The sequence below is a fragment of the Streptomyces sp. NPDC088354 genome (genome assembly GCF_044753585.1).
GTDB lineage: Bacteria > Actinomycetota > Actinomycetes > Streptomycetales > Streptomycetaceae > Actinacidiphila.
Map to the genome: position 1 here is coordinate 1 of NZ_JBIVNJ010000029.1, position 24,118 is coordinate 24,118.

Annotated in this window: 25 protein-coding genes, 1 pseudogene and 1 riboswitch; of the genes and pseudogenes, 8 read left to right on the forward strand and 18 right to left on the reverse strand. The window is 72.5% G+C overall.

The window, feature by feature from the left end:
* The 4 genes and pseudogenes from ACIP98_RS30740 to ACIP98_RS30755 all read right to left on the reverse strand — a co-directional run.
* A pseudogene (locus ACIP98_RS30740) lies at positions 1 to 211 on the reverse strand (electron transfer flavoprotein subunit alpha/FixB family protein); the annotation flags it as partial.
* 46 nt (positions 212 to 257) lie between these two features.
* Positions 258 to 1,043, reverse strand: coding sequence for an electron transfer flavoprotein subunit beta/FixA family protein (locus ACIP98_RS30745; protein ID WP_401979024.1), 786 nt, complete (start codon positions 1,041 to 1,043; stop codon positions 258 to 260).
* A gap of 200 nt (positions 1,044 to 1,243) precedes the next feature.
* Complete coding sequence (locus ACIP98_RS30750; protein ID WP_401979025.1) at positions 1,244 to 1,867, reverse strand: flavin reductase family protein; 624 nt, start codon at positions 1,865 to 1,867, stop codon at positions 1,244 to 1,246.
* A gap of 195 nt (positions 1,868 to 2,062) precedes the next feature.
* Positions 2,063 to 2,476, reverse strand: coding sequence for a TlpA family protein disulfide reductase (locus ACIP98_RS30755; RefSeq protein WP_401979026.1), 414 nt, complete (start codon positions 2,474 to 2,476; stop codon positions 2,063 to 2,065).
* A gap of 87 nt (positions 2,477 to 2,563) precedes the next feature.
* Between ACIP98_RS30755 and ACIP98_RS30760 the strand changes: the two genes are divergently transcribed.
* Together ACIP98_RS30760 and ACIP98_RS30765 are read left to right on the forward strand one after the other, a co-directional pair.
* Entirely contained in the window at positions 2,564 to 2,980 is a 417-nt protein-coding gene (locus ACIP98_RS30760; protein ID WP_319664272.1) for a DUF4395 domain-containing protein, read from the forward strand.
* Between the two features lie 140 nt (positions 2,981 to 3,120).
* Positions 3,121 to 3,861 carry a lysophospholipid acyltransferase family protein gene (locus ACIP98_RS30765; RefSeq protein WP_319664273.1) on the forward strand — a complete coding sequence of 247 codons (741 nt, stop codon included), beginning with the start codon at positions 3,121 to 3,123 and terminating at the stop codon, positions 3,859 to 3,861.
* 36 nt (positions 3,862 to 3,897) lie between these two features.
* Here the strand turns inward: ACIP98_RS30765 and ACIP98_RS30770 are convergent, their stop codons facing one another.
* Positions 3,898 to 4,497, reverse strand: coding sequence for a transglutaminase family protein (locus ACIP98_RS30770; RefSeq protein ID WP_401979029.1), 600 nt, complete (start codon positions 4,495 to 4,497; stop codon positions 3,898 to 3,900).
* 85 nt (positions 4,498 to 4,582) lie between these two features.
* Here ACIP98_RS30770 and ACIP98_RS30775 point away from each other — a divergent pair, with 85 nt between their 5' ends.
* Complete coding sequence (locus ACIP98_RS30775) at positions 4,583 to 5,641, forward strand: DUF3048 domain-containing protein (protein WP_319664276.1); 1,059 nt, start codon at positions 4,583 to 4,585, stop codon at positions 5,639 to 5,641.
* A 3-nt stretch (positions 5,642 to 5,644) separates the two neighbouring features.
* On the opposite strand, the gene ACIP98_RS30780 is transcribed toward ACIP98_RS30775, so the two are convergent.
* Complete coding sequence (locus ACIP98_RS30780) at positions 5,645 to 6,040, reverse strand: STAS domain-containing protein (RefSeq protein ID WP_401979030.1); 396 nt, start codon at positions 6,038 to 6,040, stop codon at positions 5,645 to 5,647.
* A 134-nt stretch (positions 6,041 to 6,174) separates the two neighbouring features.
* Positions 6,175 to 7,341 (reverse strand): M24 family metallopeptidase, encoded by a 1,167-nt coding sequence (locus ACIP98_RS30785; RefSeq protein WP_401979031.1) that lies wholly within the window; start codon positions 7,339 to 7,341, stop codon positions 6,175 to 6,177.
* Between the two features lie 63 nt (positions 7,342 to 7,404).
* On the opposite strand from ACIP98_RS30785, the gene ACIP98_RS30790 reads away from it, so the two are divergent.
* Together ACIP98_RS30790 and ACIP98_RS30795 are read left to right on the forward strand one after the other, a co-directional pair.
* On the forward strand, positions 7,405 to 8,031 hold the full coding sequence (locus ACIP98_RS30790) for a uridine kinase (RefSeq protein WP_401979032.1): 627 nt from the start codon (positions 7,405 to 7,407) through the stop codon (positions 8,029 to 8,031).
* Between the two features lie 380 nt (positions 8,032 to 8,411).
* Entirely contained in the window at positions 8,412 to 10,316 is a 1,905-nt protein-coding gene (locus ACIP98_RS30795; RefSeq protein WP_319664282.1) for an AAA family ATPase, read from the forward strand.
* Positions 10,317 to 10,441: 125 nt separating this feature from the next.
* Here ACIP98_RS30795 and ACIP98_RS30800 read toward each other — a convergent pair whose 3' ends face one another.
* From ACIP98_RS30800 to ACIP98_RS30850, 11 genes are all read right to left on the reverse strand, one after another.
* Entirely contained in the window at positions 10,442 to 11,536 is a 1,095-nt protein-coding gene (locus tag ACIP98_RS30800) for a hemolysin family protein (RefSeq protein WP_401979034.1), read from the reverse strand.
* On the reverse strand, positions 11,533 to 12,873 hold the full coding sequence (locus tag ACIP98_RS30805; protein WP_319664285.1) for a hemolysin family protein: 1,341 nt from the start codon (positions 12,871 to 12,873) through the stop codon (positions 11,533 to 11,535). Before ACIP98_RS30805 ends, ACIP98_RS30800 begins: the two co-directional genes overlap by 4 nt.
* A gap of 136 nt (positions 12,874 to 13,009) precedes the next feature.
* Positions 13,010 to 13,477: a PH domain-containing protein gene (locus ACIP98_RS30810; protein WP_401979035.1), complete on the reverse strand. Its 468-nt coding sequence runs from the start codon at positions 13,475 to 13,477 to the stop codon at positions 13,010 to 13,012.
* A 35-nt stretch (positions 13,478 to 13,512) separates the two neighbouring features.
* Positions 13,513 to 14,367 (reverse strand): ATP phosphoribosyltransferase, encoded by an 855-nt coding sequence (gene hisG / locus ACIP98_RS30815; protein ID WP_319664287.1) that lies wholly within the window; start codon positions 14,365 to 14,367, stop codon positions 13,513 to 13,515.
* Between the two features lie 104 nt (positions 14,368 to 14,471).
* Positions 14,472 to 14,744, reverse strand: coding sequence for a phosphoribosyl-ATP diphosphatase (locus ACIP98_RS30820; protein ID WP_401979037.1), 273 nt, complete (start codon positions 14,742 to 14,744; stop codon positions 14,472 to 14,474).
* Between the two features lie 33 nt (positions 14,745 to 14,777).
* Positions 14,778 to 15,263, reverse strand: coding sequence for a 6,7-dimethyl-8-ribityllumazine synthase (gene ribH, locus ACIP98_RS30825; RefSeq protein ID WP_319664289.1), 486 nt, complete (start codon positions 15,261 to 15,263; stop codon positions 14,778 to 14,780).
* A gap of 83 nt (positions 15,264 to 15,346) precedes the next feature.
* Positions 15,347 to 16,636, reverse strand: a complete 1,290-nt coding sequence (locus ACIP98_RS30830) for a bifunctional 3,4-dihydroxy-2-butanone-4-phosphate synthase/GTP cyclohydrolase II (RefSeq protein ID WP_319664290.1) — start codon at positions 16,634 to 16,636, stop codon at positions 15,347 to 15,349.
* Positions 16,633 to 17,289, reverse strand: coding sequence for a nicotinamide riboside transporter PnuC (locus ACIP98_RS30835; protein WP_401979039.1), 657 nt, complete (start codon positions 17,287 to 17,289; stop codon positions 16,633 to 16,635). The genes ACIP98_RS30830 and ACIP98_RS30835 overlap by 4 nt, the downstream gene beginning before the upstream one ends.
* On the reverse strand, positions 17,286 to 17,903 hold the full coding sequence (locus ACIP98_RS30840) for a riboflavin synthase (RefSeq protein ID WP_319664292.1): 618 nt from the start codon (positions 17,901 to 17,903) through the stop codon (positions 17,286 to 17,288). Before ACIP98_RS30840 ends, ACIP98_RS30835 begins: the two co-directional genes overlap by 4 nt.
* Positions 17,904 to 18,995 carry a bifunctional diaminohydroxyphosphoribosylaminopyrimidine deaminase/5-amino-6-(5-phosphoribosylamino)uracil reductase RibD gene (gene ribD / locus ACIP98_RS30845; RefSeq protein WP_319664293.1) on the reverse strand — a complete coding sequence of 364 codons (1,092 nt, stop codon included), beginning with the start codon at positions 18,993 to 18,995 and terminating at the stop codon, positions 17,904 to 17,906.
* Positions 18,996 to 19,166: 171 nt separating this feature from the next.
* Positions 19,167 to 19,297: riboswitch (FMN riboswitch) on the reverse strand.
* Positions 19,298 to 19,607: 310 nt separating this feature from the next.
* Complete coding sequence (locus tag ACIP98_RS30850; protein ID WP_319664294.1) at positions 19,608 to 20,816, reverse strand: ROK family transcriptional regulator; 1,209 nt, start codon at positions 20,814 to 20,816, stop codon at positions 19,608 to 19,610.
* Between the two features lie 128 nt (positions 20,817 to 20,944).
* On the opposite strand from ACIP98_RS30850, the gene ACIP98_RS30855 reads away from it, so the two are divergent.
* The 3 genes from ACIP98_RS30855 to ACIP98_RS30865 all read left to right on the forward strand — a co-directional run bounded on the left by ACIP98_RS30855 (position 20,945) and on the right by ACIP98_RS30865 (position 24,115).
* Entirely contained in the window at positions 20,945 to 22,162 is a 1,218-nt protein-coding gene (locus ACIP98_RS30855) for an MFS transporter (protein ID WP_319664295.1), read from the forward strand.
* Between the two features lie 10 nt (positions 22,163 to 22,172).
* Entirely contained in the window at positions 22,173 to 22,709 is a 537-nt protein-coding gene (locus ACIP98_RS30860; RefSeq protein ID WP_319664296.1) for a GNAT family N-acetyltransferase, read from the forward strand.
* A 716-nt stretch (positions 22,710 to 23,425) separates the two neighbouring features.
* Complete coding sequence (locus ACIP98_RS30865; protein WP_319664297.1) at positions 23,426 to 24,115, forward strand: DUF5995 family protein; 690 nt, start codon at positions 23,426 to 23,428, stop codon at positions 24,113 to 24,115.
* The last annotated feature ends 3 nt before the right edge of the window (positions 24,116 to 24,118 follow it).

The following is a 24,118-nucleotide window of genomic DNA, read 5'->3' on the forward strand; positions in this document are numbered from 1 at the left end:
GCACCACCGAATACTGCGCGAACTCCGCCCCCTCATTGACCAACACCCGCACCGCACCATGCTCACCCAGCACACCCGCCGCCGCAGACGCACCCACACCCAACACCACCGCCACCGGCTCACCCAGCCGACGCGCAATCGTCAGCAACTCCAGCGACGGCTTACGCACCACACCACCGACATGGTCCACAAAGACCAGAACATCACCCATCAGAAACACTCCCAGCGGATCGGAAAACGAAGACTGCGAAAACTGCTCAGATGAACTTCTGACCCGCCAGGAACTCCGCGAGCTGCCGGCCGCCCTCACCCTCGTCCTTCACGATCACACCAGCCGTCCGCGCCGGACGCGCCGCCACCTCGTCCACCACCGACCACGCACCCGCCAGACCCACCAGCCCCGCATCCACACCCAGATCCGACAGACCCAACGACTCCACCGGCTTCTTCTTCGCCGCCATGATCCCCTTGAACGACGGATACCGCGCCTCACCCGACTGATCCGTCACCGACACCACCGCCGGCAACGACGCCTCGAGCTGCTCACTGGCCGAATCACCGTCACGACGACCCGACACCACCCCACCCTCGACCCCCACCTGCGACAACAACGTCACCTGCGGCACACCCAAACGCTCCGCCACCAACGCCGGCACCACACCCGCCGTGCCATCCGTCGACGCCATCCCCATCACCACCAGATCGAACCCCACACGCTCGATCGCCTTCGCCAGCACCAGCGACGTCGCCATCACATCACTGCCGTGCAAACCCTCGTCCTCGACATGCACCGCCTTGTCCGCACCCATCGACAACGCCTTGCGCAACGCGTCCTTCGCATCCCCAGGACCCACCGTCACCACCGTCACCTCGGCACCATCCGACGCCTCAGCAATCTGCAACGCCTGCTCCACCGCATACTCGTCCAACTCCGACAACAGACCGTCCACCGCATCACGATCCGTCGTCAGATCCCCCGCGAAGTGACGATCACCCGTGGCATCAGGCACGTACTTCACCGCTACAACGATCCTCAAGCTCACGCGTGCTCTCCTACTTCTGCGTCGGGTACGTCAACTGCCCAGTGAAAGGCAGCATAGGCGCCGTGGACGGCCGCTCCCCGCCGGGACGCTGCGGCGCTCCGGCAGAAATATTACTCGCCAGTACAGTCCGCTGCTTCCCCGTGCGCAAGGGCGGTGAACTGTGACGTTCCCGACGTGGCCGGGCGGCTCCGCACCGCTGTTCAGTGGCGCAGCGCGTTGAATCGTCCCTGGTGGTAGAGGAGTGGGCGGGCGGGGCCATCCGGGGCTCCGGCGACGGCCTGCGCGATGACGACCCGGTGGTCGCCGGCGGGTATGCGGGCCACCACGCGGGCGACGAGCCAGGCCGAGACGTCCTCCAGCAGGGGAACGCCGTAGGGACCGGGGCCCCAGGCCGTGGGCGGGGCGAAGCGGTCGGCGCCGCTGCGGGCGAAGGTTGCCGCGAGGTCCTCCTGGTGCTCGCCGAGGATGTGGATGCCGACGTACGCGACGTCGGCGACCGTCGGCCAGGTCGAACCCGTGGTGCTGATGCCGAACGACACCATCGGGGGTTCGGCGGAGACGGAGGTGAGCGAGGTGGCGGTGAAGCCGACGGGGCGCGCGCCCGGTGCGGTGATGACGGCGACGCCGGCTGCGTGGCGGCGGAAGACCGAGCGGAAGGCCGTGGTGTCGAAGGCGTCGGACACAGGCGCCGCGGAGCAGGCGGACGGCGGGGATCCCGCATCGGCGGCGGATCCGGGGGAAGCGGCGCCGGCCGGGTAGGGCGCCGCGGGCAACTGGGTGGGAGCGGGGCTCGCCGGGGTGCCGAAGTCAGGGGACGCGGTCATGGAGTTGTCCTCTTGGTGCTGTCGAGCCGGAGGCCTACGGACTTCTGGACGCTCAGCGGCAATGACAGCGGGCGCTCGCGTGCCGACCGAGGTCGACGTCGAAGCGGGCGAAAAGAAGCAGGTCTCGCGACATAACGTCAGACTGACGATCAGGACGCCGCGCCGTCAAGGGCGCCTGGGCGGGTGGGACCGGCCTCATACCGCCGCGCCGAGGGCCGCGATGACGTCGGCCTTGCGGGGCTGCCCCGCCGCGCGCCGGACGATCGCGCCGTCCGCGTCGAGCACCAGGACGGTGGGGGTCTTCAGGATGCCGAGCCGCCGGACCAGGTCGAGGTGCGCCTCCGCGTCGATCTCGACGTGCGCGACGCCGTCGACCATCCGGACCACGTCCTCCAAGGTGCGGCGCGTCGCGCGGCAGGGGGCGCAGAACGCGCTGGAGAACTGGACGAGCGTGGCCCGCTCGCCGAGCTCCGCGCCGATCTCACCGGCCGTCAGCAGTTCGGCCGTGTCCTTGTCCCGCACACGTATCCTTCCGTCGCGCCGCCGGTGCACCAGTCCGAAGACCGCCGCCGCGGCGAGCACCGCGACGCATACCACCACTCCGGTCATGTCCGCCCTCCCGGCGATTGCAGCGTTCACAGGACTGCCATCATTCCCGGGGTTCCGACCGGGCCGGCGTCCGGAATCATGACTGCCATGAGCACTCACGCCATTGATGCCCGAGGACCGCGCTTCGCCGCAAGCCTGACGACGGTCGTGCTGGCCGTCGTCCTCATCACCGGCAGCGGCTGGCTGCTCGCCGTCCAGGCGCTCGTATTCGCGGTGGGCGCCGCGGTGGGGGTGCAGCACTCACCCTATGGGCTGCTGTTCCGCACGGTGGTGCGCCCCCGGCTGGGCCCTCCGACCGAAACCGAGGACCCGGCGCCCCCGCGCTTCGCGCAGGCGGTGGGGCTGGTGTTCGCGCTGATCGGGCTGGTCGGCTGGTTCGCGGGCCCGCAGTGGCTGGGGCTGGCGGCGACCGGCTGCGCGCTGGCGGCGGCGTTCCTCAACGCGGTGTTCGCCTACTGCCTCGGCTGCGAAATGTACCTGCTGATGCGTCGTACGACCGGGTGACGTGATGAGAATCTCGCCCGGGGACGGGCACGCGGGATGACACGGCACCCGTTTACGGTGCACGATCAGCCCGCGGTCGCAAACCTACGGCCGCGTAACTTCCACCGGGGGCCAGCCCCTACGAAGAAGGGGCCCCACGCATGGCCGAACTCGTCTACCCACCCGTCATCGGCTTCGCCCGCACGATGTTCCGGGTGCAGGGTCTGCGCTTCGACATCTCCGGCACGGAGCACGTGCCGCGGAGCGGCGGCGCGCTGCTCGTCAGCAACCACATCGGCTACCTGGACTTCGTCTTCGCGGGTCTCACGGTGCTCCCGGCCAAGCGCCTGGTGCGCTTCATGGCCAAGGAGTCGGTGTTCCGGCACAAGGTGTCCGGGCCGCTGATGCGGGCGATGAAGCACATCCCGGTGGACCGCTCGGAGGGCATGCACGCGTACAAGCACGCCCTGTCCGCGCTGCGCTCCGGTGAGATCATCGGCGTCTTCCCCGAAGCCACGATCTCGCAGTCCTTCACGCTCAAGTCCTTCAAGTCCGGTGCGGCGCGCCTGGCGATGGAGGCCGGGGTGCCGCTGCTGCCGGTCGCCCTGTGGGGCACCCAGCGCATGTGGACCAAGGGGCAGCCGCGCCAGCTCGGCCGCAACCGCTTCCCGATCTCGATCCGCGTCGGCGAGCAGATGCAGGCCGGCGAGAACGAGAAGCCGGGAGCGCTGACCCGCCGTCTGCGCCTGCGCGTACAGGAGTTGCTGGAGGACGCGCAGCGCGCGTACACCGGCCGCCCGTCCGGTCCGGACGACCACTGGTGGCTGCCCGCGCATCTCGGCGGCTCGGCACCCACCCCGGAGGACGTCGCCGCCCAGGAGCGGTCCGCCACGGACAGCTGACGGCACGCGCCCGCGTGTCGGCGTCCCGACATCCGCTCACAGTTCGGTGGGCAGCAGCCGCCACAGGTGGGCCCGGTCGGCCGCGGTCCGCAGGGCACGGAGCACGGCCCGCGGCGGCCCGGGGTAGAGGCCCGGGTAGTCGCACTCGCCCCGTTCCGGCCGCGGCACCCAGGCGAGCCGTTCCTCCCGGAGCGAGAAACGGGCGTCGACCCCGGGCTTGTTGCCGCGCGGGTCCTGTCGGGCCCAGCGGTCATGGCCGGCGAGCCGGAGCGCGATGAGGCCGTGCACGAGCGGGTTGTTCCCGTCGTCGTCGGTGAGCCGCTGGTAGCACAGGCCCGCCGGGATGCCCTCGGCCCGCAGCAGCGCGACGAGGGCATGGGACTTGGCGTGGCAGATGCCGGTGCGCCGGTCCAGGACGTCGGACGCGCGCCAGGTGACGCGCGGGTCCCCGGAGTCGGCGGAGTGCGGGATGGTGTCCCGCACGAAGACGTAGGCGGCCCGGGCATAGTCATGCGGAGTCGGGGCCGCCGCTCGCAGCCGGGCGGCGGTCTCACGCACCAACGGGTGGCCGTGGTCGATCACCTCGTCAGCCGCGAGGTAATCGGCCGACGCGGCGCTCTGGGGTACCGGCTCCATGTGACGGATACTAGGAAGAAGCGAGCTACTTCCGCAATTGATTTTCCGGTAACGGTATATCTATGCAGTCCGAGAGGTGGCTGTGGTGGACCGTGGAGGAAGACGCGCCACGAACACGACCGTCGTGGCGGTGCTGGCCGCACTGGCCGTGCTGGTCGCGGGCCTGCTCTTCGCGCGCAACGGCGGCGCGGACCGCACGTCGAACGCGCCGCGCCCCAGCACGCCCCCGGCGGCCGCGCCGTCCGTGTCGCCCGCACCGTCGGCATCACCCCTGGGTGAGCGTTCACCGTTCACCGGGCTGCCCCAGGACCGGCCGCGTCCGGTGCTCGCCGTGAAGATCGACAACGTCGGCCCGGCCCGGCCGCAGACCGGGATCGACCGGGCCGACCTGGTCTACGTGGAGCAGGTCGAGGCGGGGCTCACCCGGATCCTCGCGGTGTTCTCCTCGTCCCCCTCCCATCTGCCGGACCGTGTCGGCCCGGTGCGCAGCGCCCGCGAGTCGGACCTGGAGCTGCTGCGCCAGTTCGGCAGGCCCGCGCTCGCCTTCTCGGGCGCGCAGACCAGGCTGCTGCCGGTGATCGCGGCCGCGCCCCTGTACGACGTCTCCCCCGGGCGCGCGGGCGGGGGCTACACACGGGACGGTTCCCGTCCGGCGCCGCACAATCTGTACGCCTCGCCGGCACGCCTGCTGGCCGCCGCCCCGGACGCCTCGGCGAGCCGTGACATCGGCTTCCGCTTCGGCCCCGCACCCTCCGGGGGTACCGCCGCGGCCACTCGCACCGTCCGTTTCCCGTCCGCCTCGGTCGGCCTGCGCTGGTCGGCCGAACAGCGGCGCTGGCTGGTCTCGTTCGACGGCAGGCCGGCCACCGCGACCGGCTCCGGGCGGCTCGGCGCGCCGACGGTGGTCATCCAGTACGTGACCGTGCGCGCCTCGCGGTACCACGACCGGTGGGGCAGCATCTCGCCGTACAGCGAGACCGTCGGCTCGGGCGAGGCGGAGGTGCTGCGCGACGGCGCGGCCTACCGGGCGCACTGGTCGCGCCCGGACGCGAGCAGGGGAACGCGGTTCACCACCGCGCAGGGGGCTCCGATGACCTTCGCGCCCGGCCAGGTGTGGATCGTGCTGGCGCCGCGGCCCGCGTAGGGCTCAGGCGATCGCGCCGCCGGTGGCCGCCGACGGGCCGGTGGTGCCGCGGGCGGCAAGGGCCGAGGCGAGGTCGCCGTGCACGGCGAAGACCCCGGTGGTGCGGGTCAGCCGTAACAGCCGCAGCACGGGAGGATGGTCGGCGACGAGGCCGAAACGCCCGCCGCGCTCCAGGGTGCGCCGGCGCGCGCGGATCAGCACCGACAGGCCGCTGCAGTCGAGGAAGCTGAGCCCCCGCAGGTCCACCACCACGTCGGGCTGCGGCCCGGCGCATGCCTCGTCCAGTCGTGCGCCGGCGCTCTCACCGGCATACAGATCGAGCTCCCCCGACAGCTCCATCACGGTGGTCCCGCCCACCACCCACTGCCGTACCCCGAAGTCGTGCTCGTTGTCGATCAAAGCCGGCCCCCCGACTCCCGCACCCTGCTGGGCCCCAGACGCTCCGGCGTACGCCGCGCGCATTTCAGCGCGCCGCGCACACCCCCGTGGGTCCGGAATACCCCCCAGCGGTACCCGGAGTCAACACATCGGGACTAACCCGGCAGGACGACGAGTTCGCGGGCTGTCTGGTTGAGTCGCTCCCCGCCGTCGGCGGTGCACACCGCGATGTCCTCGATGCGGGCGCCGAAGCGGCCGGGCAGGTAGATCCCGGGCTCGATGGAGAAGGCCATGCCGGGCTCCAGCGGCCGAGTGCTGCCCGCCACGATGTACGGCTCCTCGTGCGTCTCCAGGCCGATGCCGTGCCCGGTGCGGTGGATGAAGTGCTCCCCGTACCCGGCCGCGGCGATGATGTCCCGCCCCACCGCGTCCAGTTGCTCCGCCGTGACGCCCGGGCGCACGGCCAGCGTCTGGGCGTGCTGGGCGCTGAGCAGCACCTCGTACATCTCCCGGAACTCCGCGGGGGGCTCGCCCACGGAGTAGGTGCGGGTGGAGTCGGAGCAGTAGCCCTCCTGCGTGGTGCCGCCGATGTCGACCACGACGGGGTCGCCGGTGCGGATGACGCGGTCGGAGACCTCGTGGTGCGGGCTCGCCCCGTTGGGTCCGGACGCCACGATGACGAAGTCGACCGTGGTGTGGCCCGCTTCGAGCACCGCCTCGGCGATGTCGCGGGCGGCCTCCCGCTCGGTGCGCCCCGCGGTGACCCACTCGCCGATGCGCCGGTGCACCCGGTCGATGGCGGCGGCGGCCCGGCGCAGCGCGTCGATCTCGGCGGGGGTCTTGCGCATGCGCAGCTCGCGCAGCACCTCCCCGGCCAGGCTCTGCTCGGCGTCGGGCAGCGCCGCGCGCAGGGCGAGCACCTTCTCCGCCCACATGTGGTTGTCGACGGCGACACGGCCGCCGCCGCCCGTGCGGGGCAGACGGCGGGCGACGAGTGCGTATGGGTCCTCGGTCTCGGCCCAGCCGACGATCTCGACGCCGAGCCCGCCGAGCGGCGAGATCTCCGCTCCCGGCTTCTCCAGTTCGGGCACGACGAGGAAGGGCTCGCCGAGCACCGGCAGCACGAGGCAGACCAGGCGCTCGGTGAGGTGGGCGTGGTAGCCGGTCAGGTAGCGCAGATCGGGTCCGGGGGACACGAGGAGCGCGTCGAGTCCGGCGTCGGCTGCGGCCTTGCGGGCCAGTTCGAGGCGTTCGGCCGGATAGAGGGCTGCCGAGGGGGCACCACGGCCGGGGGCAAGGGGGGTGTCGGTCACGACTCTCACCGTAGACGCCGCCGGCGCCCACCGCAGGCCGCCCGCGTCGACGCAGGTCGTAGGCTTGCACCGATGGACGAGCACACCGCCCCCGATCCCCTCCCGGCACTCGCCGCCCTGCTGCGCTCGCTGCCGCCCTCGTGCGGAGCGGTGCGCCTGGTCGCGGTCGACGGGCACGCCGGCGCCGGGAAGACGACCTTCGCCGGCGCGCTGGCCCGGGCACTCGGCGGGGCGCCTGTGCTGCACCTGGACGATCTGGCCACCCACGACGAGTTGTTCGCCTGGACCGGCCGGCTCCGCCAGCAGGTGCTGGAGCCGCTGAGCCGGGGCGGGACGGCACGGCCCGCGAAGTACGACTGGGTGGCCCGGTCCTTCGGCCCACTGCTGGAGGTGCCCCCGGCGCCGGTCGTCCTGATCGAGGGCGTGGGCGCGGGACGGCGGGTGGTGCGGCCGTGGCTGGCGCGCACCCTGTGGCTGGACGTTCCCCGCGACACGGCCCGGGAGCGCGGCGAACGGCGGGACGGCCCCCAGCTCGCCGCGTTCTGGACCGGTTGGATGCGCGCGCAGGACGCCCATTTCGCCGCCGACCCCACCCGACCCTTCGCCGAACTGCTGGTGCGGCAGGTGCCGAATGGGTACGAGGTACGCGAAATGCCCAATGGAACGGCCCTGGCGCACACGGTCACTCACCCAGCGTGACGACTGATTGCCGGTGTGCCCACGCCCCAGTCGGGCCCCCGGACGGGGCTCCGGGGTGGCTTGACCAAGGGGCCGTACAGGACTTACGTTCTGAATGCGCGGTCCTGTACGACCGCCCCTCGACGCGAAGCCCCCGGTTGTTCCCCCGTGACCGGGGGCTTCGTTCTGCCCTGGACGGGTGATCCGGCCCCGTACGGCAGCGATTTGCTCACCCAACGTCACGGCCCGCGTGGCTCTACGGCACACCCCGCCTGCACGGGTACCATGCGATCGGGGTGCGAGGAGATGCGTTCGCGGCACGCACCCTGTATCAACTCCCGCTCCGGGTCGTGTGGTTGGGGCGGTGGGCGACACCGGGGGGAACGGTTGGTGGGGACCTGATGGATTTCGGCACGGAACACCCCGGCTCCCCTGCCGATCTCGCCTGGGTGCGGGCGGTGGACGCCTACACCATGGGCGCGTACACCCAGGCCGAGGAGGAGTTCCGGGTCGCGGTGCGGCTGGACCCCGGCATGGCCGACGCCTGGCTCGGCTTGCACGCCCTGCGCGCGGACACCGCCACCGCCCTGCTGCAGATGTACCGGCACCGCGACCGCTTCGGCGAGCAGCGGCGGGCCCGCCGCCGCTCCATGAACTCCTGGTACTGGCTGGGCTGGTGGGTGCAGCCCGTCCTGGAGACCCGTCGCGACCTGCTGCTGGCCCACGCCTCGCACTGGCTCGACGGACGCCATATCGCGGAACTGGACCGGGCGTTGGCAGAGTGCCCACCGGTCGACACCGACCCGCACGTCCGCTTCCTGCACGCCTGCCGGGCCTACCTGGTCAAGGACTGGGACCAACTCGTCCGGCACACCGAGCCGTTGCTCGGCGACCCGGTCCTCGGCATCGAGGCGGGCCTGTTCGGCGGGATGGCCCGTGTGCGTCTGGAGCTGTACGGGCAGGCCGAACCGCTGCTGGTCACCGCTCTCATGCGGTGCCGCAGCGAGCAGCCGCAGCGCAAGGAACTGCGCTACTGGCTGGCGCGCGCCTACGAGGGCACCGGCCGCACCGCGGCCGCGCTGCCGCTGTACCGGGCCGTGCACCGCGTCGACCCCGGGTTCATGGACACCTCCGCCCGCCTCACCGCCATCGACGAGTCGGACGGCCTGGGCGACGAGGCCGTCGACTACGCCTCCGTCGCCATGCCGGGCTTCGGGCAGACCGCCCCCGAGGGACTGTCGCCCGATCCCGATCCCCTGGACGTGCGCGGGGGTGCGATGGGCGTCGCGGGGGGCGGTACGGGCGGCTCCGTGCTGGACGACCCGCTCGGCGGCGCCGGCCCGATCGACGACGACATCCGGGAGAAGGCGATCCTGCCGGTCTCCCCCATCGCGCCGCAGGTGCCGGTGATCGCGCCGGACCCGGTGCTGCTCGCCCAGGCGCTGGCCGAACTGGACCGCATGGTGGGCCTCGAACCGGTGAAGCGCCAGGTCCGCGCACTGTCGGCGCAACTGCGCATGGCCCGGCTGCGGGCCGGCCAGGGACTGCCGGTGCAGCCCCCGAAGCGGCACTTCGTCTTCTCCGGACCGTCGGGCACCGGGAAGACCACCGTCGCACGCATCCTCGGCCGGGTCTTCTACGCCCTGGGACTGCTCGGCGGCGATCATCTGGTGGAGGCACAACGAGCGGATCTCGTCGGGGAGTTCCTCGGCCAGACCGCGGTGAAGGCCAACGAGCTGATCGATTCCGCCCTCGGCGGGGTGCTGTTCGTGGACGAGGCGTACGCCCTGTCGAACTCCGGCTACAGCAAGGGCGACGCCTACGGCGACGAGGCCCTGCAGGTGCTCCTCAAGCGCGCCGAGGACAACCGCGACCGGCTCGTGGTGATCCTGGCCGGCTACCCCGAGGGCATGGACCGTCTGCTCGCGGCCAACCCCGGGCTCGGTTCGCGCTTCACCACCCGCGTCGACTTCCCGAGCTACCGCCCGCAGGAGCTCACGAGCATCGGCGAGGTCCTGGCCGCCGACAACGGCGACCGCTGGGACGAGGAGGCGCTGGAGGAACTGCTGGCGATCAGCGGCCACGTCGTCGACCAGGGCTGGATCGACGAACTCGGCAACGGGCGCTTCCTGCGCACGCTCTACGAGAAGAGCTGCGCCTACCGGGATCTGCGGCTGTCCGGCTACGCGGGCCCGCCGTCGCGCGACGACTTGTCGACATTGCGGCTGCCCGATCTGATGCAGGCGTACGGCGAGGTCCTGTCGGGCCGCGGTCCCGGGCTGTCACCGCCGGAGCCCCTGGACTGACGGGCCGGGCGGCGCCGGGGGCCGGGGGGACCGCGAGGACCGTCGGGACCGCGCCGGCCCCGGGGCACGCTCGCGCGCCGCGCACGAAGAAGGGCCCGGGCGATCGTCGCCCGGGCCCTTCCGCGTCAGCTCGCCAGCGCCTGCGGCGCGTGAACGCTCTCCCGTTCGGGTGCCGGTTCCCGCTCGGGGGCCGTCTCCCGGTGAGCCGGGTCGCGCACCTCGCCCACCAGCATCTCCAGCACGTCCTCCAGGGCGACCAGCCCCAGCACCCGCCCGCCGGCGTCCGCGACCGCCGCGAGGTGCGACGCGGCGCGCCGCATCTGCGTCAGCGCGTCGTCCAGCGGCAGCTCGGCCCGCAGGGTGGCCATCGGCCGCCAGAGCCGCGAGGGCACCGGACGGTCGGGATCGTCCAGGTCGAGGACGTCCTTGACGTGCAGGTAGCCGAGGTAGACCCCGTCCGGTCCGGCCACCGGGTAGCGGGAGTAGCCGGTACGGACGGTCAGTTCCTCGATCTCCGCGGAGGTGACCGTCGCGTCGACCGTGACCAGCTCCTCCGGCGCGAGCAGGACGTCGGTGACCGGGCGGCTGCCCAGTTCGAGCGCGTCCTCCAGGCGTTCCTGCGCGTCGTCGTCCAGGAGGCCGGCCTGCCGGGCGTCCTCGACGAGCGCGGTGAGCTCCTCGCTGGTGAAGACCGCGTCGATCTCGTCCTTGGGCTCGACCCGGAACAGCCGCAGGATGATCTTCGCGCTCCAGCCGAGCACCGCGATGACCGGCCTGAACAGCCGGGCGAAGCCGACCAGTCCCGGGCTCAGCCAGAGCGCGGTCTTCTCGGGCGCGGCCATGGCCAGGTTCTTCGGGACCATCTCGCCGATGACCAGGTGGAGGAAGACCACCACGGCCAGCGCGATGACGTAGCCCGCCGGGTGGACCAGGCCCTCCGGGAGGTGGACGGCCACGAAGAGCGGTTCCAGCAGATGGGCCACGGTCGGCTCGGCGACCGCGCCCAGCGTCAGGGAGCACACCGTGATGCCGAACTGGGCGGCCGCCATCATCTGCGGCAGGTTCTCCAGGCCGTGCAGCACGGTTCTGGCCCGCCGGTGGGTTCCGGCCAAAGGCTCGATCTGGCTGCGCCGTACAGAGACCAGCGCGAACTCGGCGCCGACGAAGAAGCCGTTGCCCAGCACCAGCAGGGCGGCGAGGAACAGTTGCAGGAAGCTCATCGGTCCCGCTCCTGCCCCGCCTGCGGCTCGTCGAACCCGACGCGCACCAGGCGAACCCTTTCCGCACGGTGGTGCGCCACTTCGCGCACCCGCAGCTCCCAGCCGGGCAGCACTGCCGTGTCACCGGGTTCGGGGATGCGCTCCAGCAGGTCGGCGACGAGGCCGGCCACGGTCTCGTAGGGACCTTCGGGCGCCTCGAGCCCTATGCGCTCCAGCAGGTCGATGCGGCAGCCGCCGTCGGCGTCCCAGGCGGGCCTGCCGCCTTCGGCGGGGACCTGGGCCAGCTCCGGCAGGTCGGCCGAGTCGTGCTCGTCGCGGACCTCGCCGACGAGCTCCTCGACGATGTCCTCCAGGGTCACCACGCCGGCCGTGCCGCCGTACTCGTCGACCACGACGGCGATCGGCTGCTCGCGCCGCAGCCGCTCCAGCAGCGGCTGGACGGGCAGCGTCTCGGGGACGAGCAGCGGCGCCACCGTGATCCGCCCGACCGGGGTACGGTCGCGCTCGTGGGCGGGGACGGCGAGGGCGTCCTTGAGGCTCGCCATGCCGACGATGTCGTCCAGCCGCTCCCGGTAGACCGGGAAGCGGGACAGCCCGGTGGCCCGGGTCAGGTTGAGCACGTCGGCGGCGGTGGCGGTGTCCTGCAGGGCGCTGACCCGCACGCGCGGGGTCATCACGTTCTCCGTCGTCAGGTCGCCGAGCGAGATGGTGCGGACGAACAGGTCCGCGGTGTCCTGCTCGATCACGCCGGCCTGAGCGGAGTGCCGGGCGAGCGAGACCAGCTCGGTCGGGGTGCGGGCGGAGGCGAGCTCCTCGGCCGGTTCCACGCCGAGGGCGCGCACCAGGCGGTTGGCCGCGGTGTTGAGCAGTTCGATCACCGGGCGGAAGGCGGCGGAGAAGACCCGCTGCGGTCCGGCCACGAAACGTGCCACCTGCAGCGGGCGGGAGACCGCCCAGTTCTTGGGGACCAGCTCGCCGACGACCATCTGGACGGCCGACGCGAGGATCATGCCGATGACCACGGCGATGGCGGGCGCCGCCCCGGAGGGGACGCCGGTCGCGGTGAGCGGTCCGGACAGCAGGTCGGCCAGAGCGGGCTCGGCGAGCATGCCCACGACCAGCGAGGTGATCGTGATGCCGAGCTGGGTGCCGGAGAGCTGGAAGGAGAGCTTGCGCAGCGACTCGACGACGCTGCGTGCCCGACGATCACCCGCGGCGGCCGCACGTTCGGCGGCCGGTCGCTCCACGGTCACCAGGCCGAATTCGGCGGCGACGAAGAAGCCGTTCGCGAGGATCAGGACAAAGGCCGCCCCGAGGAGCAGCAACGAGGTGTTCATGCCGCCGCTCCGGGATGTCGGTGCGGAGGGGCGGCGCAGGTACTACCGGACGGTCCGTCCATCGTGGCTTGGGTGTCACTCCTCGGGTCGTTGCGGAGGTTCCAGAGTAATGAAGAAACGGGGCGCGGCGGCAGGTCTACCGTCCCGCGATCCTGCCCGAGCCGTGGACCTCGGCGAGCGCACGCAGTCCCCGCGCGTCGCGCAGTGCGCGGGCGCGGCCGATACCGGGCTGAATGCCCATGGCGGCCAGGCTTGTTCCGTCCGCCAGGTCGAGGAAGACCCAGGGATCGCCGGGGCGCAGGTTCACCCGGATCACCTGCGCCCATTCCAGGCGGCGCCGGGTGGTGAGATTGACCACGGTGACGCCGTCCCGGTCGGCGACGACCTTGGGCCGGCTGAGCAGCACGAGGACCGCGGCGATGAGCACTCCGGTGAGGACCATCCAGAGGCGGTCCGTGGTGTGCCAGGGGCGGGCCCCGTCGGCGGGCAGCATGACGGCGATCGCGACGAAGGCCGCGAGCAGCCCGACACCGAGGGTCAGCAGCACCGCGCGGGTACGCGTGGGCCGGAAGGTGACGGGCAGCTCGTGGAGGTCCGCGGGCACGGCGGGAGCGGCGGGCGGGGTCGGATGGGCGGGGATCACAGGCGGCAGGCGTGGATGCCGGTGGTGAGGATCGCCCGGGCACCCAGGTCGTAGAGCTCGTCCATGATCCGCTGGGCGTCCTTGCTGGGGACCATGGCGCGCACGGCGACCCAGCCCTCGTGGTGCAGCGGGGAGACGGTGGGCGACTCCAGGCCGGGCGTCAGGGCGATGGCCCGCTCGACGTGCTCGACCCGGATGTCGTAGTCCATCATCACGTAGCGGCGGGCCACCAGGACGCCCTGGAGGCGGCGCAGGAACTGCCGCACCTTCGGTTCGGCGGTCTCGTCGGTCTCCCCGGTGCGGCGGATGACGACGGCCTCGGAGTCGAGGATCGGCTCGCCGATGACCTCCAGGCCCGCGTTCCGCAGCGAGGTGCCGGTCTCCACCACGTCGGCGATGACCTGCGCGACACCGAGCTGGATGGCGGTCTCGACGGCGCCGTCCAGCCGGACGACGGAGGCGTCGACCGAGTGGTCGGCCAGGTGCCGCTGGACGACCGTCGGGTAGGAGGTGGCGATCGTCAGGCCCCCGAACTCCTTCACGTCCGTCACCGTGCCCGGCACGGTGGCGTAGCGGAAGGTGGAACGGGCGAAGCCGAGCTGCAGGATCTCCTCGGCGCCTGCGGCGGAGTCCAGCAGCAGGTCACGGCCGGTGATGCCGATGTCGAGGCGGCCGGAGCCGACGTACACGGCGATGTCGCGCGGGCGCAGGTAGAAGAACTCGACGTCGTTCTCGCCGTCGACGAGGACGAGTTCCTTGGTGTCCTTGCGCTGCCGGTAGCCGGCCTCATGCAGCATCGCCGACGCAGGTCCGGACAGTGAACCCTTGTTGGGAACGGCGATGCGAAGCATGGGAGCGATCCTTTGCGGCTCGGTCGTACGGCGGGAGGGGACGTCGGGTGTCGGGCTGTCGGGCTGTCAGGAACAGCAACGGGGCGTGCGCAGGGTGGCGCTGCTCACAGATGAGCGTATACGTCGTCGAGGCCGATGCCCCGGGCGACCATCATCACCTGCAGGTGGTACAGCAGCTGGGAGATCTCCTCCGCGGTGCGGTCGGCGCCCTCGTACTCGGCGGCCATCCACACCTCGGCGGCTTCCTCCACCACCTTCTTGCCGATCGCATGCACGCCCTTGCCGACCAGTTCGGCGGTGCGGGACGTGCTGGGGTCGCCGATGGCGGCCTTCTGCTGGAGCTCGGTGAAGAGCTCCTCGAATGTCTTCTTGGCCATGGTGGTCCCACCCTACGCGGAAGAGCCCCTACCTCACCGCCACGGCTCGGACACCGAACGCAGGATGGTCGCGGTGGCGACCGCGGCGGTGACCGCCTCGTGCCCCTTGTCCTCGTTGGAACCGGGCAGGCCCGCCCGGTCCAGCGCCTGGTCCTCGGTGTCGCACGTCAGTACGCCGAAGCCGATGGGCACTCCGGTGTCGACCGAGACCTGCGTCAGCCCCTGGGTGACGCCTTGGCAGACGTACTCGAAGTGCGGAGTGCCGCCGCGGATCACGACGCCGAGCGCGACGATCGCGTCGTAGCCGCGGTCGGCCATCGCCTTCGCGGCGACCGGCAGTTCGAAACTGCCGGGCACTCGCAGCAGGGTGGGCTCGTCGATGCCCAGGTCGCTCAGCGCGCGCACGGCGCCGTCGACCAGCCCGTCCATCACCTGCTCGTGCCACTGGGCCGCGATCACGGCCACACGCAGGTCGCCGCAGTTCTTCACGGACAGTTCGGGGGCGCCCTTACCGCTCACGTGCTTGTTCTCCTTGTTCGTCGGTGGTTCGGTGGTTCGGTGGTTCGGTGGTGCTGTGCCGGGTGTCGCTCTACGGGACCGGACTACTGGTTGTGGTAGCCGGCGCTCGGGGCCGGGTCGAGCCACGGCAGGTCGTGGCCCATCCGGTCCCGCTTGGTGCGCAGGTAGCGCAGGTTGTGCTCGCCGGCCGCGATCGGCATGGCCACCCGTTCGGTGACCTTCAGGCCATGGCGCGTCAGTGCGTCGGTCTTGTCGGGGTTGTTGGTCATCAGGCGCACGGAGACCACGCCGAGGTCGACGAGCATCGCGGCGGCGGCGCCGTAGTCGCGGGCGTCGGCGGGCAGGCCGAGCTCCAGGTTGGCGTCGAGGGTGTCGCGGCCGCGCTCCTGGAGTTCGTACGCGCGCAGCTTGGACAGCAGCCCGATGCCGCGGCCTTCGTGCCCGCGGAGGTAGACCACGACGCCGCGGCCCTCGGTCGCCACTCGTTCGAGTGAGGCCTGGAGCTGCGGGCCGCAGTCGCACCGCTGGGAGCCGAACACGTCGCCGGTCAGGCACTCGGAGTGGACACGGGCCAGCACGTCCTCCCCGTCGCCGATCTCGCCCGCCACGAGCGCGATGTGCTCGATCCCGTCGGCGGTGTCACGGTAGCCGTAGGCCCGGAAGTCACCGTGGGCGGTGGGCAGGCGGGTCTCCGCCTCGCGGCGGACGGTGGGCTCGGCGGAGCGTCGGTGGTCGATGAGATCCTCGATCGAGATGATGGCAAGACCGTGCTTGCGGGCGAACGTCATCAGGTCGGGAAGACGGGCCATGGTGCCGTCCTCGTTGGCGATCTCCACGATCGCCGCGGCGGGGCGCAGACCGGCCAGCCGGGCCAGGTCGACACCGGCCTCGGTGTGGCCGTTGCGGGTGAGCACACCGCCGGCGCGGGCGCGCAGCGGGAAGACATGGCCGGGCCGGACGAAGTCCCCGGGCACGGTGCCCCCCGTGGCGAGCAGCCGGATGGTGGTCGCCCGGTCGGCGGCCGAGATGCCGGTGGTGACGCCGTGTGCGGCGCTCGCGTCGACGGAGACGGTGAAAGCGGTCTTCATGGACTCGGTGTTGGAGGCCACCATCTGCGGCAGCTCCAGCCGGTCCAGGTCGGACTCCTCCATCGGCACGCAGATCAGACCGCGGCACTCGGACATCATGAAGGCGACGATCTCGGGCGTGGCCTTCTCGGCCGCGATGACGAGGTCGCCCTCGTTCTCGCGGTCCTCGTCGTCGACGACGACGACCGGGCGGCCCGCCGCGATGTCGGCGATGGCGCGCTCGACGGTGTCCAGGACGATCGGCTCGTCCTTCACCTCGTACAGGCCGTGCAGTGCGGTGCTCATGCTGCTGCCGCTCCTTCCAGGGCAGGCGCCTTGGGGCGCGGGACGCGGGTCTGCTGCCACCAGGCGTGCATGCCGGCGATCACCAGGACGAAGTAGAGGACGTAGACGAAGGCGGAGAACTTCAGGCCGCTGTTCCAGGCCAGCGGGACGCCGACGACGTCGACGGCGAGCCAGGCGCACCAGAACTCCACCCAGCCGCGGGCCATGGCGACCATCGCGGCGACGGTGCCGACGAAGATGTAGGCGTCGGGCCAGGGGTTCCAGGACAGCGAGGGGTAGAGGGTGAACAGCCCCACGACCGCGAGCAGTCCGACGACGGTTCCGCCGGCGAGCAGGCCGCGCTCCCGCCACGTGGCGAAGCGGATCGCGATCCCGCCGGACGCCCGGGCGCCGCGCCGCCACTGCGCCCAGCCCCACACGGCGACACCGATCACCAGGAGCTGCTTGCCGACGCCACCGGTGAGGTGGGCGGACCAGTTGGCCGCCACCAGGACGACCCCGGACAGCAGTTGGACGGGCCAGGCCCACACCGAGCGGCGCCAGCCGAACGCGAGTCCCGCCAGGCCCAGGCCGTTGCCCACCACGTCGGTCCACAGGAACTGCTGGCCGAACGCGGAGAACGCGGACCCGTTCAGGGTGTCCAGGGCGCTCATTGCCCCGCCGCCCTCGGTGCCGTGACCCGGTCTCCGTAGAGCCGCTCGACGTACTTGGCGATGACGTCGACCTCGAGGTTCACCGGGTCGCCGGACTGCTTGAAGCCCAGCGTGGTGAGACCGAGGGTGGTGGGGATGAGGCTGACCGTGAAGGAGTCGCTGCCGGCCTCGACCACCGTGAGGCTGATGCCGTCGACCGTGATGGAGCCCTTCTCGACCACGTAGCGGGACAGCTCCGCGGGCAGCGAGATCCGGACGATCTCCCAGTGCTCGGCGGGGACGCGCTCCACGATCGCGCCGGTGCCGTCCACGTGGCCCTGGACGAGGTGACCGCCGAGGCGGCCGCCGAGGGCCATGGGACGCTCCAGGTTGACCTTGCTGCCTCCGCGCAGTGCGCCGAGGCTGGACCGCTTGAGGGTCTCGGCCATGACGTCGGCGGTGAACTCCCCCTCGCCGGTCTCGACGACGGTGAGGCACACGCCGTTGACCGCGATGGAGTCACCGTGCTTGGCGCCCTCGGTGACGAGCGGGCCGCGCAGACGGAAACGGGAGGCGTCGCCCAGGTCCTCGATGGCGACGACGTCGCCCAGCTCTTCGACGATTCCGGTGAACACTCAGTTCTCCTCAATTCGGCTCGGGTATGCGGTAATACGCAGGTCGGGGCCGATGTGTTCGGTCTCGGCGACGTCGAGCCGCAACGCCTGCGAGATGGTCGTGATTCCCGCGTCGCCGAGAGCGGCCGCTCCGGCGCCGAGCAGGACGGGGGCGAGGTAGCCGACGACCTTGTCGATCGCCCCCGCGGCGAGGAAGGCGCCGGCCATCGTGGGGCCGCCCTCGAGGAGTACCGAACGGACGCCGCGGCCGTACAGCTCGCCGAGCAGCGCGTGCACGGCGATGCCGTTGCCGGTGCGCGGGAGCCGCACGACGTCGACGCCGGGCAGGTGGTCGGTGTCGGCGTCCTCGGCGACGGCGATCAGGGTGGGCGCGGCGTCGTCCAGGACGCGGGCGCCGGGCCGGATCTTGGCGTTGGTGTCGACCACGACGCGCAGCGGCTGCGTGAAGGAGCCCGCGACGCCGCGTACGGCCAGATGGGGGTCGTCGGCGCGCAGGGTGCCGGAACCGACGACGACGGCGTCGGCCTCGGCGCGCAGCCGGTGGACGTCGGCACGGGAGGCCGCGGAGGTGATCCAGCGGCTGGTGCCGTCGGCGGCGGCGATCCGGCCGTCGAGGGTGCTCGCGTACTTCCAGACCACGAAGGGGCGCCGTTCACGGGCGGCGGTGAGCCACACCTCGTTGCCCCGGGCGGCCTCGGCGGCCAGCAGGCCGCTCTCCACGTCGATCCCGGCGGCGGTCAGGGTGACGCCTCCCCCGGTGGCCGCGGGGGTGGGGTCGCCGACGGCGTAGACGACGCGGGAGACCCCGGCGGCGATCAGCGCCTGGGCGCAGGGGCCGGTACGGCCGGTGTGGTTGCACGGTTCCAGGGTGACGACGGCGGTGCCTCCGCGGGCGGCGTCCCCGGCCGCGCGGAGCGCGTGGACCTCCGCGTGCGGGCCTCCGGCCCGCTGGTGCCAGCCTTCTCCCACCACCTGTCCGCGGGCGTCGAGGATCACGGCGCCGACGACGGGGTTGGGGCTGGTGGAGCCCAGACCGCGGGCGGCGAGCTCCACGGCCCGGCGCATCGCGTCGACTTCACCTGGTGTGGCCACCGGGTCCTCCTGCCTCTTCGGGCACGGACTCCGGGGCTGCGCGGGAATCAGAGCGGACGTACGGATCCGGGAGACGCCGGAGTCGGAGGGGTGGCCGCGCCAGTCCGTATCGTCGTATCCGGGGATACGCACTCGCGCTGCCGCCGACGGCGGCGTACCGGTTCCTGCCCGCCGCGCACTGCCTCCCATCCGGACTTTAACCGTCGGTCCAGGAATCTCACCTGGTCAACCGGCCGCTGGATGCGGACGGGTCGCGGACTGTAACCGCCGGTTCGGAGTTTCACCGACCCCGGAGTGCGCTGAACGTCACTGGTACTGCACTCAGTCTGCCACGAACGATCGATGCGTATGCAATAGGTTTCCTGTGGGGTCTCTCACAGGCGAGTGCTCCGCACCCATTGACGCCACTGGTCTAGTCCTCTTAGTCTGCCGCCAACGCCCTTGCCCGGCAGGCTCTTCCGGAGGTCCGACGTGCCCCCACGCACCCGCGCCGCCACCGCCGGGCACCAGGGCGGTGCTTTCCCCGCACGCCAACTCCGCCCCAACCGCTGACACATCCCCCCACAAACGCCCGGCGGCGGTAGAACGCCTCCCCCGCCGTCGGGCCGGACCTCAGACGTCCGGCGTGAACAGCGCGTCCTGCGCGGCGTCCATCGCCGACAGCAGGGCGCCGCGGAGCACGGCACTGCCCGCGACCGTCCCCGCCCGCACCTCCGTCGGCAGCGGGGACATCCGCGCGAGCCGCTCGGCGACCCGTACGGACAGGTCCCCCGCGCCGGCCCGGCCGACCTCCCCGCCCAGCACGACGCAGCCCGGGTCGAGCACCGCGCACACCGCCGCCGCCCCTATCGCCACCCGGTCCGCCAGCGCGTCGAGGAACAGCTCGCCCCGCTTGCCGCCCGCCCGCGCCCGCGTGACCACCGCCTCCGCCGCCAGGGCGTCGTCCTCGTCCCCCGGGACCGGCAGCCCGTGCGCACGGGCCAGCGCGCACACGGCCGCGCTCCCCGCGAGCGAGTGGAACCCGCCCCCGCACCCGCTCGCCGTGGGCAGCTCGAACGTCCCCGGAACCGGCAGGAAGCCGATCTCGCCGGTACCGCCCGAGGCGCCGCGGCGCAGCACACCGCCCAGCACCACCGCGGCGCCGACGCCGTGGCCGAGCCACAGCAGCACGAACGTCTCCCGGTCGCGGACCGAGCCGAGGCGCTGCTCGGCGACGGCGGCGAGATTGACCTCGTTCTCCAGCAGCACCGGCACATCGAGCCGCTTGCGCAACTCGGCCACCAGGGCGGAGTGCCAGGCCGGCAGCTGACCGGTGGCGCGCAGCTCGCCGGTGGCCGGGTCGACCAGGCCCGGGGCGCCGACCGCGATCGTGTGCAGCGCCGCCGCGCCCGCGCGGCGCGCGGTGCGCTCCAGCAGGGCGACCGAACGGGAGACCGTCCGCTTGGGGTCGCCCAGCGGGTCGACGGGCAGCACGGTGCTGCCGATCGTGACGCCCAGCAGGTCGGCGACCTCGATGGCGACGCTGTGCGTACGCACGTCGAACGCGGCCAGGTGGGCCCGGTCGGCCACGATGCCGTACAACCGCGCGTTGGGGCCGCGGCGGTCGGCGCCGGTCTCCCCCACCACCGCCACCAGGCCCGCCTCCTGCAGCCGTTCGACGAGGTCGGCGACGCTCGGGCGGGACAGCCCCGTCAGCTCCTTCAACTGGGACGCGGTCAACGGGCCCTGCGCCTGCAGCAGTTCGAGCGCCAGCCGGTCGTTGATCGCGCGGGCCGTGCGGGGGGACGCGGTACGGCCCACGGGCGGGCGGAGGGCACTCATGACGGGGATCCTTCCAGAAGCCCCGGCTCGGTGGCCGGGAGTGGCTGCATTCCGGCTATCTTTCAGGAAGCCTGCCTGTTAATTTACAGGGGCTGCACCTTGGGGCGGGACACTGGGAGGGATCACCCATGGCGACGACCACGACGAGGAAGACCGAGCCGCGGCTGCGACGTGCCCACCTGGCCGTCGCCGCCATCTTCGCCGTGCACGGAGCGGTCACCGGCAGCTTCGCCACCCGGATCCCCTGGATCCAGGAGCACGCGGACCTCAGCGCGGGACAGCTCGGCTTCGCCCTCGTCTTCGCCGCCCTCGGCGCGTCCGCGGCCATGCCGCTGGCGGCGCGCATCGCGCACGTCCTCGGCATGCGCGCGGCGCTGCGCGTCCTGGTCACCCTGTGGTGCGCCTCCCTCGCGCTGCCGGCCCTGTCCCCCGGCCTGCCCTGGCTGTGCGGGGCGATGTTCGTCTACGGGGCCTCCGCGGGCATGGCGGACGTGGTCATGAACGCCCAGGGGGTCGAGGTCGAGGAACGCCTCGGCCGGTCGATCATGTCCGGCCTGCACGGCATGTGGAGCGCCGGCGCGCTGCTCGGCTCCCTCGTCGGCGTCGTCGCGGCCCACGCGGAGATCGACGCGCGCGTCCACCTCGCGACCGCCGCCGCCGTACTCGTCGCAGTCGGGCTGCTGGTCTGCGGCGGCGTCCTGGACCTGCGGCCCGCCCAGCACGACGAGGCCCCCGCCCGCTTCGCGCTGCCTCCGCGCTCCGCCCTGGTCATCGGCGCGATCGGCTTCTGCGCGGTCTTCGCGGAGGGCGCCAGCATGGACTGGAGCGCGGTCTACCTGCGCGACATCACCGGCGCCTCGCCCGGCGTCGCCGCCGCCTCCTACACCGCCTTCGCCTGCACCATGGCCGTCTCCCGGCTCCTCGGCGACCTCGTCGTACGCCGCTTCGGGCCGGTCCGCACGGTACGCGTCGGCGGCGTCCTCGCCACCGCGGGCGGTGTCCTGGTGGCCACCGCGGCCAACCAGATCGCGGCCATCGCCGGCTTCGCCCTCCTCGGCGTCGGCATCGCCGTCGTCGTGCCGCTGTGCTTCGCCGCGGCCGGGCGCAGCGGGCCCAACCCGAGCCAGGCCATCGCGGGCGTCGCCACCGTCACGTACACCTCCGGGCTCGTCGCCCCCGCCGCCATCGGCTCCATCGCGCAGGCCAGCTCCCTCCAGGCCTCGTTCGGCCTGGTCACCCTGCTGGCCGTCGGGCTCACCCTCGGCGCGGGCGTCCTGCGGGCCGCCGGCACGTCGGCGGCCGAACGCACCGACAATCCCGTCGCGGCGGCCGCGCCGCACGTCTAGCCTGCCCCGCATGCGGATCTTCCTGGAGACGGAGCGGCTGCGCCTGCGGCACTTCACCGACAGCGACGCGGACGCCGACCACCTCATCGGCCTCGACAGCGACCCCGAGGTCATGCGCTACCTCGGGCGCCCGACCCCCGCCGACGTCATCCGGCACGAGGTGCTGCCGCGCTTCGCGCGCTCCCAGGTCTGGGCCGCCGAGGAGCGCCCCACCGGGCACTTCGTCGGCTGGTTCGCCCTCACCCCGCGCGACGGCGGCCCCGCGGACGACCTCGAACTCGGTTACCGGTTGCGGCGCACCGCGTGGGGCCGCGGCTACGCCACGGAGGGCGCTCGCGCGCTGGTCGCGAAGGCCTTCACGGACCTGGGGGCGGGGCGCGTGTACGCGGAGACCATGTTCGTCAACGCGCGGTCGCGGCGCGTCATGGAGAACGCGGGGCTCTCGTTCGTGCGGGTCTTTCACGAGCAGTGGGGGGAGCCGTTGCCGGGGGCCGAGCACGGCGAGGTCGAGTACGCCCTCCTCCGGGCGGACTGGTCCGTCCCGTAGGTTCTTTTCCCCCGCCCGCCCTCCCGTGTGCCCCAGGAAGTCTGGGCGCCCCGGCGCGCGTTTCGTGGGGTGCCGGGTGCGGGGCCTCCGGGGCTGGGCATTCTGGACAGCACATTTAGGTGCCTCCGGTACCTGCCGTTGATCACCCCGGGTCATGCACCCACATATGCTCCACAGTCCAGAACGCCCACCCCTACGACCCCGCCCCCTCCGTTTCGTCATGCGCCTGATCCCCGGTGGGGGGTAGAAGCGGCACCGTGCTCGGGCCACCGTTGGCGCGGCGCCGTCCAAGGGCGCAGCCGGCACTGCCCACACACCGGGGGGATTCAGGCAACCGGGGTGACCCGGACCGCCCCCACACCCCCACCGGGGATCAGGCGCATGGGCGGGGGAGGTGGGGGCACCCCCGGCCGGAGGCTGGGGAGGGTGGATGTTCTGGACGCTGCGGGATATTTGTGCGCACCATCCGGGCAGGGACGGGATGAGCAGGTGCTGGAAACGCGCGTAAATATCCCAGCCCAGGACGTGCAGCCCCGGAGGCACCGCACCCGGCCCCCACGAAACGCGCGCCGGGGTGACCTGACTTCACAGGGCTGGGGGCACCCCCGGCCGAAGGTTGGGGGAGGGAGGGCGGGCGGGGAAAAAACGCACCCGTTCCGGGGACCGGACCCGCGCCGTGCCACGCCCCCACCACCCCGCACTGCAACGCTGACCGCATGACGACAGCACAGCGGGCCGCACCCGCACCCGTGGAGCAGGTGGTGGCGCGGATGCGGGCGGTGGGCGCGGGGCTGCCGCCCCGCGACGGCGTCGCGGTGTTCAACCGCGTCTATCTGTCGGTCACCGAGGAACTGTCCCGCCGGCTGGCCGCCGGCGCGTTCGGCGATCCCCCGGCCGCCGCCGAGCTGGCCGCCCGCTTCGCCGGCCGCTACCTGACCGCGGTCGAGGGCGGCCCGGACGGCCGCACCGTGCCGGCCTGCTGGCGGCCGCTGCTGCTGCTGCGCGGGCATCCGGGCGTGCGCCCGGTGCAGTTCGCGCTCGCGGGCATCAACGCCCACGTGGGGCACGATCTCGCGCTGTCGGTGGTGGACACCTGCGCGGCGCTGGGACGCGAACCCGCCTCGCTGGAGGGTGACTTCGACCGGGTCGGGGATCTGCTGACGGCGGTCGAGGAGCGGGTCCGCGAGGAGCTGATGCCGGGCCCCGACCTGCTGGACCTCGCCGATCCGCTGACGCATCTGGCCGGTTCGTGGAGCCTGGACCGCGCGCGGGACGCGGCGTGGGCCGCGTCCCGCGTGCTGTGGTCGCTGCGCGGTCTGCCGGAGGTGTACGAGGAGTTCACCGAGAAGCTCGACGCGGGCGTCGGGCTCGTCGGGCGCTTCCTGCTGACTCCGTTGGACCGCTGAGGG

What these genes read in the sequence shown, in the direction of transcription:
- ACIP98_RS30800 (WP_401979034.1), bottom strand. Translation starts at nt 11,536, where the DNA reads ATGAGCTTCCTGCAACTGTTCCTCGCCGCCCTGCTGGTGCTGGGCAAC.
- ACIP98_RS30805 (WP_319664285.1), bottom strand. Translation starts at nt 12,873, where the DNA reads ATGAACACCTCGTTGCTGCTCCTCGGGGCGGCCTTTGTCCTGATCCTC.
- ACIP98_RS30750 (WP_401979025.1), bottom strand. Translation starts at nt 1,867, where the DNA reads ATGACCGCGTCCCCTGACTTCGGCACCCCGGCGAGCCCCGCTCCCACC.
- ACIP98_RS30865 (WP_319664297.1), top strand. Translation starts at nt 23,426, where the DNA reads ATGACGACAGCACAGCGGGCCGCACCCGCACCCGTGGAGCAGGTGGTG.
- ACIP98_RS30830 (WP_319664290.1), bottom strand. Translation starts at nt 16,636, where the DNA reads ATGAGCACCGCACTGCACGGCCTGTACGAGGTGAAGGACGAGCCGATC.
- ACIP98_RS30790 (WP_401979032.1), top strand. Translation starts at nt 7,405, where the DNA reads ATGGACGAGCACACCGCCCCCGATCCCCTCCCGGCACTCGCCGCCCTG.
- ACIP98_RS30760 (WP_319664272.1), top strand. Translation starts at nt 2,564, where the DNA reads ATGAGCACTCACGCCATTGATGCCCGAGGACCGCGCTTCGCCGCAAGC.
- hisG (WP_319664287.1), bottom strand. Translation starts at nt 14,367, where the DNA reads ATGCTTCGCATCGCCGTTCCCAACAAGGGTTCACTGTCCGGACCTGCG.
- ACIP98_RS30860 (WP_319664296.1), top strand. Translation starts at nt 22,173, where the DNA reads ATGCGGATCTTCCTGGAGACGGAGCGGCTGCGCCTGCGGCACTTCACC.
- ACIP98_RS30850 (WP_319664294.1), bottom strand. Translation starts at nt 20,816, where the DNA reads ATGAGTGCCCTCCGCCCGCCCGTGGGCCGTACCGCGTCCCCCCGCACG.
- ACIP98_RS30835 (WP_401979039.1), bottom strand. Translation starts at nt 17,289, where the DNA reads ATGAGCGCCCTGGACACCCTGAACGGGTCCGCGTTCTCCGCGTTCGGC.
- ACIP98_RS30765 (WP_319664273.1), top strand. Translation starts at nt 3,121, where the DNA reads ATGGCCGAACTCGTCTACCCACCCGTCATCGGCTTCGCCCGCACGATG.
- ACIP98_RS30755 (WP_401979026.1), bottom strand. Translation starts at nt 2,476, where the DNA reads ATGACCGGAGTGGTGGTATGCGTCGCGGTGCTCGCCGCGGCGGCGGTC.
- ACIP98_RS30820 (WP_401979037.1), bottom strand. Translation starts at nt 14,744, where the DNA reads ATGGCCAAGAAGACATTCGAGGAGCTCTTCACCGAGCTCCAGCAGAAG.
- ACIP98_RS30770 (WP_401979029.1), bottom strand. Translation starts at nt 4,497, where the DNA reads ATGGAGCCGGTACCCCAGAGCGCCGCGTCGGCCGATTACCTCGCGGCT.
- ACIP98_RS30795 (WP_319664282.1), top strand. Translation starts at nt 8,412, where the DNA reads ATGGATTTCGGCACGGAACACCCCGGCTCCCCTGCCGATCTCGCCTGG.
- ACIP98_RS30855 (WP_319664295.1), top strand. Translation starts at nt 20,945, where the DNA reads ATGGCGACGACCACGACGAGGAAGACCGAGCCGCGGCTGCGACGTGCC.